The organism is Deltaproteobacteria bacterium (genome assembly GCA_013151235.1).
In the GTDB taxonomy this organism is placed as follows: Bacteria; CG2-30-53-67; CG2-30-53-67; order CG2-30-53-67; family CG2-30-53-67; genus JAADIO01.
In genome coordinates, this window is the sequence record JAADIO010000032.1 from 26,504 (window position 1) to 43,402 (window position 16,899).

Annotated in this window: 15 protein-coding genes; all 15 read left to right on the top strand. The window is 54.6% G+C overall.

The features are described 5' to 3' along the window. The first annotated feature begins 53 nt into the window (after positions 1–53). Positions 54–668: a prepilin-type N-terminal cleavage/methylation domain-containing protein gene (locus GXP58_06025; protein ID NOY53164.1), complete on the top strand. Its 615-nt coding sequence runs from the start codon at positions 54–56 to the stop codon at positions 666–668. A 91-nt stretch (positions 669–759) separates the two neighbouring features. Further along, complete coding sequence (locus tag GXP58_06030) at positions 760–2,430, top strand: type II/IV secretion system protein (GenBank protein NOY53165.1); 1,671 nt, start codon at positions 760–762, stop codon at positions 2,428–2,430. A 16-nt stretch (positions 2,431–2,446) separates the two neighbouring features. Beyond that, the gene (locus GXP58_06035; GenBank protein ID NOY53166.1) at positions 2,447–3,646 is read left to right on the top strand and encodes a type II secretion system F family protein; all 1,200 of its coding nucleotides are present in this window, start codon (positions 2,447–2,449) and stop codon (positions 3,644–3,646) included. A gap of 3 nt (positions 3,647–3,649) precedes the next feature. After that, the gene (locus GXP58_06040) at positions 3,650–5,239 is read left to right on the top strand and encodes a pilus assembly protein PilM (GenBank protein ID NOY53167.1); all 1,590 of its coding nucleotides are present in this window, start codon (positions 3,650–3,652) and stop codon (positions 5,237–5,239) included. Positions 5,240–5,243: 4 nt separating this feature from the next. Next, positions 5,244–5,876, top strand: coding sequence for a hypothetical protein (locus GXP58_06045; GenBank protein NOY53168.1), 633 nt, complete (start codon positions 5,244–5,246; stop codon positions 5,874–5,876). Next, on the top strand, positions 5,866–6,339 hold the full coding sequence (locus tag GXP58_06050; protein NOY53169.1) for a hypothetical protein: 474 nt from the start codon (positions 5,866–5,868) through the stop codon (positions 6,337–6,339). The genes GXP58_06045 and GXP58_06050 overlap by 11 nt, the downstream gene beginning before the upstream one ends. Before the next feature lie 19 nt (positions 6,340–6,358). After that, a complete protein-coding gene (locus GXP58_06055) occupies positions 6,359–7,945 on the top strand; it encodes a hypothetical protein (protein NOY53170.1) in 1,587 nt (528 codons plus the stop codon). Then, positions 7,942–8,910, top strand: coding sequence for a tetratricopeptide repeat protein (locus tag GXP58_06060; GenBank protein ID NOY53171.1), 969 nt, complete (start codon positions 7,942–7,944; stop codon positions 8,908–8,910). The genes GXP58_06055 and GXP58_06060 overlap by 4 nt, the downstream gene beginning before the upstream one ends. Before the next feature lie 308 nt (positions 8,911–9,218). Continuing rightward, a complete protein-coding gene (locus tag GXP58_06065) occupies positions 9,219–9,812 on the top strand; it encodes a PEP-CTERM sorting domain-containing protein (GenBank protein ID NOY53172.1) in 594 nt (197 codons plus the stop codon). A gap of 338 nt (positions 9,813–10,150) precedes the next feature. After that, the gene (locus tag GXP58_06070; protein NOY53173.1) at positions 10,151–10,522 is read left to right on the top strand and encodes a hypothetical protein; all 372 of its coding nucleotides are present in this window, start codon (positions 10,151–10,153) and stop codon (positions 10,520–10,522) included. A gap of 423 nt (positions 10,523–10,945) precedes the next feature. Further along, positions 10,946–11,296, top strand: a complete 351-nt coding sequence (locus GXP58_06075; protein NOY53174.1) for a hypothetical protein — start codon at positions 10,946–10,948, stop codon at positions 11,294–11,296. A 245-nt stretch (positions 11,297–11,541) separates the two neighbouring features. Further along, positions 11,542–12,204, top strand: coding sequence for a hypothetical protein (locus GXP58_06080; protein NOY53175.1), 663 nt, complete (start codon positions 11,542–11,544; stop codon positions 12,202–12,204). A gap of 105 nt (positions 12,205–12,309) precedes the next feature. Further along, entirely contained in the window at positions 12,310–14,055 is a 1,746-nt protein-coding gene (locus GXP58_06085) for a DUF1957 domain-containing protein (protein ID NOY53176.1), read from the top strand. Positions 14,056–14,096: 41 nt separating this feature from the next. Continuing rightward, positions 14,097–14,537: a DUF1844 domain-containing protein gene (locus GXP58_06090; GenBank protein ID NOY53177.1), complete on the top strand. Its 441-nt coding sequence runs from the start codon at positions 14,097–14,099 to the stop codon at positions 14,535–14,537. 23 nt (positions 14,538–14,560) lie between these two features. Next, complete coding sequence (locus GXP58_06095; GenBank protein NOY53178.1) at positions 14,561–16,831, top strand: AsmA family protein; 2,271 nt, start codon at positions 14,561–14,563, stop codon at positions 16,829–16,831. Positions 16,832–16,899 lie beyond the last annotated feature (68 nt).

The window sequence follows — 16,899 nt, forward strand, 5'->3', positions numbered from 1 at the left end:
GTCTAATAATCCCGGCTCATGATGGAGCCCGGGAAAATCAACGGAGGTGTACAATGAAAAGATTGGGAAGAACATCAGGTTTTACCCTGATCGAGATTATCGTGGTCATTGCCGTCATCGCGATCCTGGCGGCAATCATGACCCCCTCGATCATCAAAAATATCGATGATTCCAGAATCGCACGGGCCAAGAACGATGTCCAGGTCCTGGGAGCGTCCGTTGCCGATTTCTACAAGGATACGGGAAAATGGCCGACCGATAATGACCCGAGCGCCGGGAACAGTAACTATCTTTATGTGTTGGAGACTGTCGGCGGGACCACCCCCAGTCACAGTGGAACGGATACCAACGGCTGGACCACATGGGGGGCCGCACGACGTGACACCTTTGAGAACCAGTTGGTTCTGAACGATCCGAAGGGAGGCGGCAATGCCTATCCGACGACCGGCGAGTTCCGATGGAAGGGACCCTATATTAACGAGATCAAGAGCGATCCGTGGGGGAACAAATACTACTGTAACGTAATCGGGCTCTGGTACGGCAGGGGCTACGAAGCCGTCTTTGTCCTTTCCGCCGGTCCCGACGGGGTCATCAATACCGATGTAAAACAGCTTATTTCTTCCAGTCCGACGCTGGGGGGGGACGATATCGGTTTCCGAATAAAATGATGTGATCGTTTCATGAGGATAAGCTGTTCCTGCTGACCATTGCACCGGGTCCGATTTTTACCATCGGTCACGGGATGAAAGGTTCCTTCTGATGCCGGTAAGTACACCTCCGAAAACCCGTCCTTTAGGGGAACGTCTGATTGATGCGGGGCTTTTAACCTCCGAGCAGCTTCGCATCGCGCTGAAGGAACAGAAACGAACGAAAGAGATGCTGGGCCGGATCCTGGTCCGGCTGGGATTTACCACACAGGAGCAGATCGAGGCGGCCCTGGCGCAGGAGTCGGGGACCGTTCAGAAAAATCTCGAATTTGTCGAGATTGATCTTGATGCCGTCAAACTGATCAATGAGGAGACGGCCCGGAAATACAAACTGATTCCGGTCTCCCGGGAGGGAGAGGTGCTGACGGTTGCCATGGTCGACACCTTTGACGTGGTGGCCATTGACGAAGTCCAGAACGAGTCAGGTCTTGATGTGAACGTGATTGCCGCCTCGGAGAAGGATGTCCTGGAGGCGATCAACAAGTATTGCGGATTTTCCGGGTCCATCGATGAAGTGGTCGATCAGGCCCTTGCCGAGGGGCTGGGGCGTGATCGGGCCGACCAGGAGGCCCAGGAGGCTCCGATCATCCGCCTGGTCAATCAGTTGATCCTTCGCGGGATTAATGAAGCGGCAACGGATATTCACTTCGAACCGGACGAAAAGGTCCTGCGGATTCGTTACCGTCTGGACGGGGCCTTGCAGCAGGGGTTTCTCCTGCCCAAGCAGTTGCAGCCTTCGGTCATTGCCCGGATCAAAATCCTGGCCGACCTGAACATTGCTGAATCGCGCATCCCCCAGGACGGCAAGATCCGTTTTCAAATCGGGAAGAAAGATATCGATCTCCGTGTTTCCACCCTTCCGACCATTTACGGGGAGAACGTGGTGATGCGGATTCTCGACAAGTCAAAGGTCCTTCTGGGGCTGGAGGACCTCGGTTTTTCCCCGCAGAATCTCGAGATTTTCACCGAGATGATTCAGCGCCCTCACGGGATCATTCTCGTCACCGGGCCCACCGGATCGGGCAAGACGACGACGCTCTACACGGCTCTTTCCCATATCAACTCTCTGGACAAGAAGATCTGCACCCTGGAGGATCCTGTGGAATATCAGCTCTCGGTGATTCGTCAGACCCAGATTAATGAAGAGATCGGTATGACCTTTGCCGCCGGTCTGCGCTCCTTGTTACGACAGGACCCCGATGTGATTCTTGTGGGAGAGATGCGGGATACGGAAACCGCGGAGATGGCCATCCGGGCGGCCCTGACCGGACACCTGGTCTTTTCCACCCTTCATACCAACGATGCCGCCGGCGCTCTGCCGCGGTTGATCGATATGGGGCTGGACCCTTATCTCCTGGCCTCTTCCATCATCATGGTCCTGGCCCAGCGGCTGGTCCGAAAGATCTGCCCCGACTGCAAGGAGGCCTATACGGTCCCTGCCGAAGAACTGCGGGCTCTTGGACTGGCCGAGATGGAAGGGTTTTCCTTCTACAGGGGGGCGGGCTGCGATAAGTGTAATCAGTCCGGCTATCGGGGGCGGGCGGCCATTTATGAACTTCTTCCGGTGGATCACACCGTTCATGATCTGATTCTGCAAGGGGCTTCCTCCGTCGAGATTCAGAAATCTGCGATGTCACAGGGGATGACGACCATGCGGAACGACGGATTCAAAAAAGTAGTGGTCGGTTTGACGACCCTCGACGAAGTGATGCGCCTGACGTAATTCCCGGGGACAGGCAATGCCCGAATATACCTATAAAGCGAGAAATACGGAAGGCAAACTGATCAACGGTGTGATGGCTGCGGTCAACCCGGAGGATCTCTATGCAAAGCTGTCCGGGATCGGCTGTTATCCCACCGGTTTCGAGATCCGGAAGAATGTCTCCCTCGGGGTGAGGAAAAGGGTCTCACGGCGGGATCTGATTACTTTCACGGTTCATCTCGGAACCATCCTTGCCTCGGGGATCCCGATCCTCACCGGCCTGAAGGACCTGCTGGAGCAGACCGAGGTCGGGTTTTTCCGTCAGGTCATTGAAGACATCCATCGGAATATCGAGGCCGGTCTTTCCCTCTCGGCCGCGATGGCGGAGTACCCGCAGGTCTTTTCCGAACTGTATGTGGCCATGGTTTCCGCCGGGGAGAGTACCGGGAAAATGGAGGAAACCTTCCAGAGTCTGACCTCCTATCTGGAGTGGCAGGAGGACCTGATGGGGCAGATCAAGCAGGCGACCCTTTATCCCATTGTTGTTTTCTGGGCCATCGTTGGGCTGGTGGCCCTGATCTTTACCGTGGTCCTGCCGAAATTTCTCGTTATCTTTGAAAAGAGCCATGTGGCGCTCCCCCTTCCGACCCGGATCATTATTTCGATCAGTCATTTCATGCTCCACTCCTGGCCGATGCTGCTGTGCGGGATCTTTCTCTTTTTCCTGGCGCTGCGCTTCATCAAAGGGATTCCCGCCACCCGGATCGCCTATGACCGGCTCAAATTGATGATCCCAGTTTTCGGGGCCTTAAGTCACAAGATTATCCTGGCCCGGTTTGCGCATACCTTCAGTTCCCTGTACCGTTCCGGCGTCAATATTATTCATGTTCTGGAATTGATGGAGAAAACAACGGGCAACCGGGTTTTTGAAAGAGCGGTCGTGGAGATCCGCCAGAGGGTTCAGGAAGGACGGGGTGTTGCCGAGACGATGCGGGAGACGGGGCTCTTTCCTCCCCTGTTCGTTCGGATGGTTTCCATCGGGGAAGAGACAGGAAGCCTTGATTTTACCCTGGAGAAACTGAGCGGTTTTTACGACCGTGAGGTTCCGATGACCGTTAAAAAGGTCTTCGGTATCATGGAACCGTTGATCATTGTGATTTTGGGGGGAATCGTGGGGACGGTGGCCATGTCGGTTTTTCTGCCCCTCTACAAGATGATGAGTGTGGCCGGAGGTTAAACGGTGGTTTTTTTTTCATCCAGATTGGTTGTCGGCATGGAGATCAGCGGGAACGTCATTCGTCTGGCTCTGCTCCGGCGCTTGCGAAAAAAAGATTCTCTGGAGGGGCTGATTCGACTGGAAGCACCGTCCGACAATATCGAGGATGTCCGCCGGACGCTCACCGATGGTGTCCGCCGGAACGGTCTGACGGGAACGCCCGCAGCCATGATTCTCCAGGACCCCCGCATCCTGCACCGGGCTTTCGCCTTGCCGAAGATGTCGCAGAAAGAGATTGATGCTGTCGTTCCCTTTGAAGCACGAAAGGCCTTCGGGGTCAGGCGGGACTTCCGGATCGTTTACCATGTACATACCCGTTATCGGGAAGAAGGGGTCCCGAAGATTGAGGTCCTTGCCGCTGCGGTCCCGGGGGAGATCGTGCAGAATGCCCTCGATCTGATTCGGGCCGCCGATCTGGTCCCGTACTATCTCATGTCCCTTCCATTTGTACAGTCGCAGCTACCTTCAGCCGCTCTGATCTCGGAAACGGAGGAGACGGTGGCTCATCTCCATATCACCCGTATGGGGGTCGATCTGACGGTAACCCGGGGGGGGCATTTTCTCTTTTCCCGCTTGATCCGAAAGGAGATCGACTTTTCCCGATTTGATATGACGCCGATGTCGGCGGAACCGGCCTCTTTTGAGAACGACGGCATGGAAATTCTCTCTATTGCCGAGGAGACGACCGGTGAAAAGGACGATCCTTTCGAACGTCTCTGTACGGAAATCAATCGATCCTTCCTCTATGTCAAACAACAGAACAAGGAGTCCGTAAAGCGGATTCGGCTGACCGGGGAAGGAAAAAGATTCCCGAACCTGGTGGAGCAGTTGCAACATCACTTAAAACTTCCGCTGACCGTCCTTGAAAATTTGCCGGGGCTGGATCGGCCGGTCATCTGTACGCCGGCAGCGGGAGAGGAGGGGGAATACGATCTTTGCGTGGCGGTGGCCAAAACCCCCTCGATCTTTTCCACGGCCAATCTCCTGCCGGAAGAGGAGCAGCTTGAATGGAAAAAGCGATCCGCCCAACGGATTGCAAAGGTTGCCTACATGGTGACGTCGGTCCTGGTCCTGTTTCTTTATGTGCAGCTTTCCTATCATGTGTATCATGATCAAGTGGAGGCACGGAGATTGCGGCAGGGATATGCCCGGGTGGATCACCGGTTTGAAGGGGTGCGCCGCACACTTCAGGTTCAATCCGACCGCCTGTTGAGGCGGGCGCTCTGCCGGGGACTCACTTCGGCATCCATTCCTCCGGAGGATGTTCTGGCGGCACTTGCCCTCTATGCGCCGGATACCGTTGTCCTGAAGCAGTTGGTGGTGCAAGGGGGAAGCCGACCCTTTTTCATGAGGCTGTCGGGAAGGATCGTCCTGCCCGATTATTCCGGTGGGGAGAAAGAACTGGATCACTTTTTGAATCAATGTAAAAAGACGGGTTTATTCAAGACCGTCCGGGGACGAATCGGTGCCGCTGCGGATCAGGGGGAATCGGGACGGGTACAAGTTGCCTCCGTCGGCCGGAGGCGGATCCCGATCGAAATCGAAGGAGAATGACCCCATGGAACGACTCCCCGGGGTGAAACGATTTTTGAAGACCCACCAGAACTGGGTGCAGATGACCCTTCCAGGGCTGGTGATTGCGGGGCTGGTCCTGGTTCTGATCGTTCCGAAGGTCAGGCAGTGGTATGCCCTGCAGCAGGAGATTGGAAAGGTGGGCAGGCAAATGGAACGAGTCTCGATGGATTTGGCTTCTCTCCCGCCGGAGCGGCTTCAGCGCCTTGCCCGGGCCGATGCGGACGATCGGGAACGGCTGCCCGGCCGGGGTCGGTTCTACACCTACCTGGGGCACCTCCGGGAACTGGGCCGCTCCCTGGGGATTGATGAGATCACTTATTTTCGGGGTGCAGTGGAACGGGTCGACATGGATGAGATTCTGGCTCGTTCGACCTTCAATGAGTTGCCCATCTCTCTGGATCCGGACTCGAATGTCTTGTATGGCATTCCCGTGAAGATCCAGTTTCAGGCCCCCTACCGGACCCTCTATCGGTTTCTGAGGTCGCTCCGGGGAGGAAAACGGTTGACCGATATCCGGGAAGTGCGGGTCAAAAAAAAATCCGGATCTCTTGCGGTGGAGATGAAGATGGAACTCTATTATCTTGTGAAAAATTCGGGAAGAAAAGATGCTGCGTAACAAGGTCTTCTTCCTGCTCCTGATCGTGTCGGTGTTCTTCGCCGTTTACCGGAATTATACCTTTTTCCGCAAACGGTTCCATGCCATGACACCGTCGGCGATGGCCTCTCTGCCGGTTTCGCCGGATCGGGTGCCGGGGGAGAAGAAAGAAGACAAAGTCGATGGACTCTCCACCGCCGACCGGCTCCGGTTTGCGGCGGGCGCAGGCCGGGACCCTTTTGTCCTTCCTGGAGGAGAGACTTTCGCTGTGCCGCAAGTGTCGTCGAAAACGAACCGGTTGCCCCGCCTGAACGCTGTTCTGTGGAGCCGGGGACGTCGGGTTGCCTTGTTGGATGGGGAGATCCATCAGGAAGGGGAGAATATCTCCGGACACAGGATCCTCCGGATTGAGCCGGATCGGGTGATCCTGGCCGGTGGGGGAGGCGAGGTGATGATCGAGCTGAAAAAGGGGGAAACCCCCTGAACACAAAGGAGGAAATCTTTTGAAAAATATCCGTATCATCCTGCCGGGGCTTTTGCTCCTCATCCTCTGGGGATGTGCCGCCGGGAGCAAGACGATCGCAAAGCCGGCGCTTCCGGAACAATATACGCCGAAACCTTCCGTGCAGTCGGCCCCTCCGGGGGCCGAGTATCTCCTCCCGCAGATGGCCGGAAAGGAGTCGATCAAGGGAATCGACGGAGAGCGGTTCTCCATCGCCGTGCAGGATACAAAGCTCAAGGATGTTCTCATGGTTCTGGCCCGGGGCAGCCGTTATAATATGATCGTCGATCCCGCCATCAATGAATCCGTTACCATTGACCTGAAAAAGATGACCATGGGAGAGGCCCTGCAGGCGATTCTTTCTCCTCTGCACCTGCAGTACACGATTCGTGGGAACACGATTGAAGTTCTCCGCCCCCGAATGTCGACCCGCGTCTTCACCCTGAATTATATTACCGCCAGCCGGACCGGTGAAACCGGGTTGATTGTCAGCAGCGGTGGGAGAGGCGGGGAAAAGAGCTCCGCCGGGGACTACGGTACCGTAAAGTCGACGAACAAGGTGGACCTCTGGGCGGAGATCCGCAAAGGCCTGAACAGCATCCTTTTCGGTGGCGGCGGAGAGAATGGGAGTGGTCATCAGGAAGAGCGGCTGGTGATCAACGAGCATTCCGGGACCATTCTGGTCACGGCCCTGCCGGCGAAACTGATGGAGATCGCCGATTTTCTGGAGCGCGTCGAAGGATCGATCCAGCGGCAGGTAATGATCCAGGCCAAGATTATCGAAGTGACCCTTTCCGACGGATTCAAGGCGGGAATCGACTGGGCGGGGATTCCCAATTTGCGGGGCTCCTTCGTGGGGAACCTTACCTCGGGATTGGCTGCTGCACAACCCCTTCCCGCTTCCGTGGTACAGCATTTGAGTCCGGGTACCGGCAACTTCCAGATCGGCGCCACCAAGGGGGATATCTCCATTCTCCTCGACATGATCGCCACCCAGGGGAAGGTTCATGTCCTCTCCAGTCCGAGGATCTCGACCCTGAACAACCAGAAGGCGATTATCAAGGCGGGGCGGGAGGACACCTTCTTCACCGTGAACAAGGAAACAAATACCGAGGGAGGCGTCCTGCAGGAAAATTTCAATGTCGACCGGGAGGACTACACCATCGGCGTGGTCCTTGATGTGACGCCCCAGATCTCATCCGATGGGACGATCATCATGAATATTCATCCCAGCATCACCGATTTTGTTGAGGAAAAGACCTTCCCTCCGGGGGCTGTAGGGGTTGACATCTTGGCCAATGCGCCCGTTCTTGATGTCCGGGAAGTCGACACCATGGTCCGAGTCAAGGACGGCGAGACGATTGTGATTGCCGGTCTGATGCAGGAAAAGACCGAGGAATCGACGACGTCCGTTCCGGTCCTGGGGGATATCCCGGTGTTCGGAAAACTGTTCCGGCGGGTGGAGAAGAAAAAGGAAAACACGGAACTGGTGATCCTGTTGCAGCCGGTTGTTGCCGTCGGCAGAAGCCCGGAAGCTGTCTCCTTTTCCTCTGGTGGGACACCTCCTTTGACTCTGAGGCAACCATGAATACCGGAGAATCAACGAGGGAACGGCGGGAAGGAGAAGGAGCCGGGTTGCACCTCTTCATGAACCGGAAAAGAATCCGGGGCTATGGCAGTCTCGCGCTGATGTTTCTCTTTGTCATTGTCAGCCTGAAACTTCTCTTTCCGCCTGTGCCGGTAGGGGCTCTCGTGACGACAAACGAGCCCCTCATCCCGACGAAACCGCCGGTACAAAAAGGGGGAAAAAGGATAGACATCCCTGTGGCGGAACACCCGAAAATCGTCCGGAGAAAGCTGCCCGGGGAGTTCGCTCCTCCGGAAAAGGCGGAAGTCGGGCAGATCACCATCTTGTCCCCGAAGCAGGCTGAAGTGAATGAGAAGACCTCCCGTAAGCTGATGGAACTTTCCACCTTTAATGAAGGAGTGGACGCGTTGGCGAGCGGAAACTACCTGGAGGCGGTGCTGAACTTCAACCGGACCCTCTCCGTTAACCCTCTCAATGTCCGGGCCTGTAACAATCTCGGGCTGGCCTTGATGGAAACGGGAAAGGGGAAAGCCGCTGAAGAGGCCTTCCGCAAGGGGCTCGTCATCGACCCCGGGGATGTACGGTGCCTGAACAATCTTGCCCTCCTCTATATCCAAAGAGGAGAACCTGCCCGATCCCTCCCCTTGCTGGAGCGAATTGTTAAAGACCATCCGGGAGATGCCGTTGCCTGGACCAACCTGGGGGTGGCTGAAGGAAGAACAGGGAAAGCGGCTGCCGCCGAGACCGCCTACCGCCGGGCACTGAAACTGACCCCCGGGGATTACCGGGTCCATTTCAATCTTGCCCGAACCCTTGAAAAGGAGGGGCGGCTTATCGAAGCGATCTACTATTATCGGGCCTGTTTGCGGTTCCTTCCTTCGGCGGAAACCGGTCGGGCCCGGAAGGTGATCGCTCATCTGAAACAACTCCGGTCATCCCTCACCATTCCCGCCGTCCGGAAGTAATTCTGCACATAAATGGTTGCAATCATTCACTGTAGGATTTCTTTTCAATCATAACCTGCTGATTATAAAGAATTTTACGGTGAGACCCCGATTTTTCTCCCCAATCTGTCGGTTTTTCGTACAGGTTCCCCTTTGGTAGGGATGGGATCTGCGGCATTTGCCCTTTATCCATGCCGTAAATGTTCTGCAAAATGAATAGGTTACTGTAATATATTAATATTGGCATCGATTATGCATTCATGCTATGCAGTTATTGATTACTGCATTTTATATGGCTTGTTTGAAAAAATATTAAGGAGGTACGGATCATGATCAAGAAAATGTGGAAAATTACGATGGTTGCCTTCCTCGGGGTTTTATTCTTGGCGCCGGATCTTTTCGCTTTCCCGGTGCTGGGATATGTCGATCCTGGTTTCGGTTCTGGCTATTCCTTGTCGACGACAAAGGTCGGGACGGCCACTTACACATTCAAAAATCTTGTCTCCGGATCAAACCTGAATCTTCAGTCGATTTCTCTGGATTTTGAGAAAGATGTTTTTGACATGGACAACACCTCTCCTGTGTCGGGAAGCCTTCCTCCGGGCTGGTACTTTGCTCCTCCTATAGACCTTGGAACATATTCTTTTCAGATTACATTTACGCCCGGATTTGGAATACCGGAAGGCGGAGAGCTTTCATTCCAGATGGATTATACACTATGGGATGATGCCCTTTCCCTGGATTGGGACGAAGGGGGATACTGGGAACAAGGCTTCGGAGTGAAATATACAGGTGTGCATTTGCTTGTACCCGGCGGTTCAACTGCTCCCGTCCCGGAACCTGCGACCATGCTCTTGTTCGGGATCAGTCTCATCACCGTTGCCGGGTATGGAAGGCATCGTATGAACCGTAACAACAGTTAGGGTGCGATTTAAAAGAGAATAAGGGGCTTTTCGGGAAGGCGTTTACAGTGATTGTAAGCGCCTTTTTCTTGTTTGCCCGGCATGGTGGTAAACCCGGTTCCGGTAACCGGGACGTGACCCTGACCAGGGGAAAGACAACCGGAATCGCAAGGGAATTGCCGGCAACGGCTGGGTCTGGAGGAAGCGATAGGATGTGAGTGATACATATGGACTTGATCCGGCGTCCTGGGAGGGCAAGCGTGCAAGAGATCACGAAGTCCGATCGCTGCTTGAATTTTTTTTCCGGTTGTGATAGAAAATGCGACATGGGGGGATCTTCAAGACCGCTGACAGGACTGATGAGCTGGGAACGGGTGGATGAACTGATTAAGCAGATCAGGTCCATAGGTCCCTGGTATATCTTTTCTCCCGCGGAAGGGGTTGATTCACTCTTTGAAGCAGGGGGGGAGGAGGCCTCTCGTTTTCTCGTCGCCCGTACGGAGGAGTTGAAAGCTCGTCCCTATGGTCCCGGATGGGTCTACGTTCATTCCCCCGATGCCCCCTCTTGGATCAAGATCTACGATCCCTGCAAATGCGGTTCTTCCTGCAGTATCACAACTCCCCCTGCTTGGTGGGAGATGGATTTGATCGATCCTGCGGATCGAATCGCCCCCGAGAATTCTTCGATGGAAGAAAAGAAGTTCCTTCTGCACTTTTTTAAGGGCAAATGACACGCACCCGGGGGAAATCACGCACCTCCTGAGATTCCTCCTGCCGGTTTTTCCACATTCGACCTTCTTGCAACATCTGTGTTTGCGGCATGGTATGAAAAAAACTTCTCAAATTGGGAATTTTTTTTCCTATATTGGGAAAAAATTTTCCAATTCACAGATCGAAAATATCCAGAATAGAGCATAATCCATCCATATACCAGTAAAAACAGTCCTAATTATCTGTTTTTTGAGGGTATATCCAAGTAATTGTGATTATGGCATCGTATTTGCTGTTATCGAGTATGGGAAGGGATGTTTCAGTGAGAAGAAAGGGGTGGTGTCGTCTTGAAGGAGCAAACCGAGAACCGACAAACGAATCGAGATCGACGCCGGAAACCGACGCCGATTTTCAGTCGGCATACCTTTTTCGGTCGCAGGAAATTGAACCGTCGAAGCTCCGACAGACATTACAATTACTATGTTGATTTATACAGTGCCCGCCTTTTTCTCATCCTCCTTCTGATTGTCATCATGTCTCTCCTCGATGCCGGTTATACCTACCGGTATATCTCGATGGGCGGCAAGGAGCTGAACCCGGTCATGGACTATTTTCTGAGCCGGGGAGTTTTCTCCTTTTTTTCTTACAAGTTCGTGATGACGGCTATCGGGGTTTTCGTCCTCTGTCTCCATAAGAACTTCCTCTTTGCCCGGAACATGATTTCCGTGATCCTGGTCAGTTATATCCTCCTCATGTTCTACCATGTCTCCATTCTCTACGCTACGCTTCAATAAAGGCAGAGGCACAGAGTTCAAAGGCAAACGTGGTCGCCACCCATCAAGATTGATACTGTGCACTAATTATAATCCCCCTTTTCAATATGATTAAGAATTTCCAGTTCCCCGATCCCCAATCTCTGTCAAGGTCTGCTATCCAAAGATCTTCTTGACGGGCTCGGGAAGTTCAACTATAGTAAAGTTCCCGGAAAGGATTTTTGAGCCCTTTTCCTGCCGTTTTTTCCCAATTGCAGGTCGTTTCCATGGAGTCCTTTACAAATATCGTCAAAAAGATCGATTCGGTCCTTTCGGTGAATCAGAATATTGAGATCACTTTTGACCATCCCGATTTCATGGTGGAATACAAAAGCCGGGTGGAGAGCATTCTGACCGACGGCATTGCCGTGGCTCCACCCACACGCAGGTGTATTGACGTCGGTACCTCCTGCTGGGTCTATTTTTTGACCAAGGGACAACGCTACGGCTTTTCAAGCCGGGTGAGAGGCTATGGAAAGGAGCGGGTCGTCCTGTTGCTCCTAGCCCGCCCCCAGGAGATCCTGCGCCTTCAGCGGAGAAAATATTTCCGTGTTCCCGTCGAGATCCCTGTCGATTTCCAGGTACGGGAAGAAACAGAGACGTCTCTCCTGTCCGGTGTGATCCGCAACATCAGTTCCGGTGGTGTTCTCCTGATAGTCTCCCGGGATGTAGTTCCAGTGGGCAAAGAACTGCGGCTGCGTTTTACCCTGAGTTCCGAGATTTCCCTTACGGAGATTCCGGGAAAAATCGTCCGTGTGGAAGAGGCGAAGAACGGAAAGAAATATGAATACGGTGTGGAGTTCATTGATGTCCATAATCGTCTCCGGGATATCATCATGCGTTTTGTTTTTAACCGCGAAATTGAGTTGAACCGTTTGAGGCGGAGATAACCTGCCCTCGTATCCGGGGCTCGGATCGTCTTGCGGAGCCGGCGGAAACTGTGATATAAATGCACAATCTCCTGTGACCTATCCTGTGACGAAAAGAGGGCTTTTATGGAAGATTCTACGGGTAGTTTTACCTTTGTATTGCATGCACATCTTCCCTATGTGGCTTCTCACGGGAAGTGGCCCCACGGTACCGACTGGCTGAATGAAGCGGCTGCCGAAACCTATCTCCCCCTGCTGAACGTATTTCACCGGCTCCTTCAGGAGGGACTCACCCCCCGGGTGACCCTCGGCATTACGCCCGTTCTGACGGAGCAATTAGCGGATCCGGGTTTTAAGGAAGAATTTAAGACCTACCTTGTCCAGAAGCGGGAAGCAGCCCGTGCCGATCAGCGGGAGTTTCAGCGGACCGGAGAAAAACATCTCCGTGAAGTTGCTCTTTACTGGGAAGAGGTCTTTGACGCACGATTACGGGAATTCACCAAAATCTACGGGGAGGACCTGGTCGGGGCCTTCCGGTCGTTGCAGGATCGGGGGGCGATCGAGATCATCACCTGCGGTGCCACCCATGGTTATCTCCCGCTGATTGGAAGGGACGAATGTGTTCAGGCACAGATCCGGCAGGCCGTCCGTTCCTATGAACGGCATTACGGTAGGCGGCCGCGGGGAATCTGGCTGCCGGAATGTGCCTATCGGCCCCGGTATGAATGGAAACGGCCCCTGAAGGAGAATGTCAAGGATCCTGCCGTTCTTCGGAAGGGGGTGGAGGAATTCCTGGGCGAAGAGGAAATCGACTTCTTTGTGATCGATGCTCACCTCCTGCGGGGCGGGAAGGCGATTGGGGTTTATCTCGACCGGTTCGAGGGATTGCAGCGGCTCTGGGGACAGTTTGCCGACCGCTACAGCCCGACAAAGGAAAATACGGAACGTTCACCCTATCACTCTTACTATGTCGGCTCCTTCGGGGAGGAAAAAAAACGTCCTGTTTCGGTCCTCACCCGGGATCCCCGGACAGGGATTCAGGTCTGGAGTGGAGAGCACGGGTACCCCGGCAATCCGGATTATCTCGACTTTCACAAGAAACATTTTCCCGGCGGTCACCGCTACTGGCGTGTGACCGATGCGAAAGCGGACCTGGCCGACAAGCAGCCCTACGACCCCCGGAAGGTGCCGGAGATCGTGAGTCAACAGGCGGAACATTTCGTCGAACTGGTCAGGGAGATTCTTGCCGAGGCCCGGAAGAAAGGAGTGGAACAACCGTTGTTAACGGCTCCCTACGATGCAGAACTCTTCGGTCATTGGTGGTATGAAGGACCGGAATGGCTCTATGAGGTTCTGAAAAGACTCGACCGTGATCTTGAGGTCGATTTGACGACCGGTTCCCGTTATCTTTCCCGCTGTCCGAACACTACCGTGATCTCCCTGCCGGAAGGCTCCTGGGGGGAGGGAGGGTTTCACTGGATCTGGCTCAATGAATGGACGGAGTGGGCCTGGAAGAAAATCTACGCGGCGGAGGACCGGATGGTGGATCTGGCCGGCCGGTTCCGGGGCCGGACGGAGATTCCCCTGGTGCGGGTCTTAAATCAGCTTGCACGGGAACTCCTGCTTCTTGAAAGCTCGGACTGGCCCTTCTTGATCAGTACTCTGAGTGCCGGGGATTACGCCGAACTGCGAATCACTGAGCATGTGGAGGCCTTTCGAAGACTCGCCGATCTGGCGGAAAAAGTTGCGGAACGGAAGGGATTCAAAGAGGAGGAAGAAGAGATGCTGACTCTTTACGAGACACAGGACCACCTTTTTCCCGATATTGATTATCGTTGGTGGGCCGAGGTTGATTATCCGGTTCGGGCGTAGCATCTTTTCAGCAACAACAGTAGTCGCAGGGAGGAGAAGTGATGCCGGAAGAGAAGAAGGAAAAAAGTTTTGTTTTTGTGGACAAGCGCAAGGTGACGGAACGTGAGGATTCGGAGCCGAAGGCCGGTACGAAACCGCCGACAGTGAGCGCCGAAGGATCAACGGACCCGCAGGCAGCCCCGGGACCCTCGGCGGAAACGCAAGAGGAGCGGGGCCGGGAAGAACCGCTCCCCGAGATTGATTTCAACTCCTTTATTCTTTCTCTTAGCAGTTCGGCCATGATGCACTTGGGACTGCTGGCCAACCCCGTGACGGAGAAGACGGAAGAGAATCTGCCCCTGGCCAAACAGACGATCGATATTATTTCAATGCTCCGAAAAAAAACCGAGGGAAACCTGAGAGATGAAGAATCAAAATTTCTCGAAGCGATCCTCTATGACCTTCGCATGAACTTTGTGAAAATCAGTCGGCGGAAAGATTAACCGGGATAGAAGGGGAGACGGCTATGAAGAAGTTCATTATCATTGCAGTCGGTCTGGTTGTTGTTGTCGTTGTCCTTCTGGCCGGACTGGCGGCGGTCTCGCCCCTTTTCCTGAACAAGTACAAAGAACCGATCCTGGCCCGGGTGGAAAAGACGATCGACCGGAAGGTTGAACTGGGCGATATCCGCCTGACCCTTTTCACGGGGATCGGGGTGCGTCTGTCCGATCTGATCGTGGGCAATGTCGAGGGGTTTCGGAGTGAACCGATGCTGACCATGAAGGGACTCGACCTGAAGGTCAAGCTCCTTCCCCTGCTTCGAAAGAAGGTTGAAGTGGAGCGGGTCGTTCTCCGGGAACCCAGAATCGTGATCGAAAAGAATGAAGACGGGGTGTTCAATTTCTCGGACCTTGTCGGCGGCGACCGGTCGGCCCCGCAGGAGTCGAAAGCCCCTCCCGCTTCCGGGACCGATTCCCCCTCGGTCCTGGGCGCTCTGCTGGTCTCCCGGATTCGTATCACCGGGGGACGCCTGGCATACTATGATGCAAAAATTCCCGTGTTGCAGGAGGGGGTGAAGATCGAAAACCTGAACCTCAACCTGGAGAATGTCTCACTCGATCGTGCCGTCTCCTTTTCCCTTTCCTTTGGCATCAACCGCAAGAAGACCGATCTTCAGTTGAGCGGGACCGTCGGCCCGGTGGGGCGGAAGATCGATCTGAAGTCGATGCCCCTCTCCCTGCAGGTGGCCGTCCACGATTTTGACCTGACCCGGCTTATGCCCTATCTGGGAGAGAATCCGACGGTGATGATTCGGAAGGGGACCGTGGAGATCACGGGGGACTTGGCCGGGGACCCGGAAACGGGGTTGAATATCAAAACTGAAATGCGGCTCAACGCTTTGACTGTACAGGGTCCTGAAAAAGGGGAGACGCTGGTTCGGGATCTGAACATGCAGGTCCGCAAGGAGGTGTTGCTGGAACTGAGCAGAAATCGCGTGTTGGTGAAAAAGAACGAGATCAACGTCGGGTCTGCGACCCTCCGCTTTACCGGAGAGATCAACCACCTGAAAAGTAATCCGGAGCTGGCCCTGAAGATGGAGAGTGATGGGATCCCCCTGGCCGGGTGGGAGAAATTCTTTCCCGCCCTAAAGGGCGTCGGCCTCGACGGATTGCTTCGGACCGATGGGACGGTGTCGGGGCATCCGTCCGGAAAGATGCAGGTCGTGCTGAATTTTTCTTTTCCGAACCTGGTGGTTCGGCTCCCGAAGAAAGAACCGGCCGCGGTGCGGGAGGAAAAGGTGGGGACGCTTTTCTTGCCGGGGACGGCTGCGGCGGCGGAGAGGCCGGAGAAGGAGGCTCCGCAGGGACCGTCCTCTCCCTCTCCCCTTCCTGAGAACATCGACATCAAGGGGGTCGTGGAGGTTGCAAAAGGAAAGATCGACAACCTGACCTTCTCCCGGCTTCATGCCAATTACGGAAAGGTGGGCAATCGGATCTTCCTGAAGAATCTTTCCGTCCGTGGTTTCGGCGGGGAGGGGGAGATCAAGGGCGCGGCCGGGATCGACTTCGGAAAGAAGCCTCCGGCCTATCGGACGAACCTTCAGTGCAGTCGGGTTGACCTGTCGGTCCTCCAGGAAGTCTTTCCCGCGCGGAAGGAGAAGGTCGGAGGTCTCCTCAGTGCGGATCTGAAGGTCGAAGGTGCAGGGTTCGGCATGAAGGAGATTGAAAAAAATCTCAGCGGCGGCGGGAGTTTCAAGATCGACCAGGGTGCCCTGCAGAATGTAAATATCGAGGAACGGGTCATCAAGACGGTCGCAGAAAAACTCAATCTTCCCGTTGTTTCCGTGGCTCGGATGACTGGGGTGGAAATCACTCCGGGGAACCGGACACCTTTTGAGAAGTTGCAGGGGCTCTTCCGGATCGGCGGCGGTAAAATCGACATCCTCAATGCCATTCTCACCTCACGGGATCACGGGTTCTCCACGACCGGGGTTGTGGGGCTCAACGGAAAGATGGATCTGGCGGCTCGTATGATCCTGCGCAAGGTGGGAAAGGCCTCGGGGCGGAAATTCACCTACTATCTCGTGGATGAACAGAACCGGAAATACATTCCCTTCAAGGTGACGGGGGATGTGGCGAGTCCGAAGGTTAAAGTCGATCTTGATGCCCTTATCCGGGGGCAGGCGAAGAGGGCGATCAGGAAGGAAGAAAAGAGATTGGAGGATCGCCTTGAAAAGAAACTCGGCCCCGGAGGAGGGAAGATATTAAAACCCCTGAAGAGGTTATTCAATTTTTAAAGCATGTTCTAAAAGATTCTGGGGGAAAAGGTGTTGCCGTAAGCCGCCGGGCATATCTCGTCATTCAA

Bases quoted from the DNA above. Each gene is read 5' to 3' on its own strand.
- GXP58_06025 (NOY53164.1), top strand. From the start codon at position 54: ATGAAAAGATTGGGAAGAACATCAGGTTTTACCCTGATCGAGATTATC.
- GXP58_06030 (NOY53165.1), top strand. From the start codon at position 760: ATGCCGGTAAGTACACCTCCGAAAACCCGTCCTTTAGGGGAACGTCTG.
- GXP58_06035 (NOY53166.1), top strand. From the start codon at position 2,447: ATGCCCGAATATACCTATAAAGCGAGAAATACGGAAGGCAAACTGATC.
- GXP58_06045 (NOY53168.1), top strand. From the start codon at position 5,244: ATGGAACGACTCCCCGGGGTGAAACGATTTTTGAAGACCCACCAGAAC.
- GXP58_06050 (NOY53169.1), top strand. From the start codon at position 5,866: ATGCTGCGTAACAAGGTCTTCTTCCTGCTCCTGATCGTGTCGGTGTTC.
- GXP58_06060 (NOY53171.1), top strand. From the start codon at position 7,942: ATGAATACCGGAGAATCAACGAGGGAACGGCGGGAAGGAGAAGGAGCC.
- GXP58_06065 (NOY53172.1), top strand. From the start codon at position 9,219: ATGATCAAGAAAATGTGGAAAATTACGATGGTTGCCTTCCTCGGGGTT.
- GXP58_06070 (NOY53173.1), top strand. From the start codon at position 10,151: ATGAGCTGGGAACGGGTGGATGAACTGATTAAGCAGATCAGGTCCATA.
- GXP58_06080 (NOY53175.1), top strand. From the start codon at position 11,542: ATGGAGTCCTTTACAAATATCGTCAAAAAGATCGATTCGGTCCTTTCG.
- GXP58_06085 (NOY53176.1), top strand. From the start codon at position 12,310: ATGGAAGATTCTACGGGTAGTTTTACCTTTGTATTGCATGCACATCTT.
- GXP58_06090 (NOY53177.1), top strand. From the start codon at position 14,097: ATGCCGGAAGAGAAGAAGGAAAAAAGTTTTGTTTTTGTGGACAAGCGC.
- GXP58_06095 (NOY53178.1), top strand. From the start codon at position 14,561: ATGAAGAAGTTCATTATCATTGCAGTCGGTCTGGTTGTTGTTGTCGTT.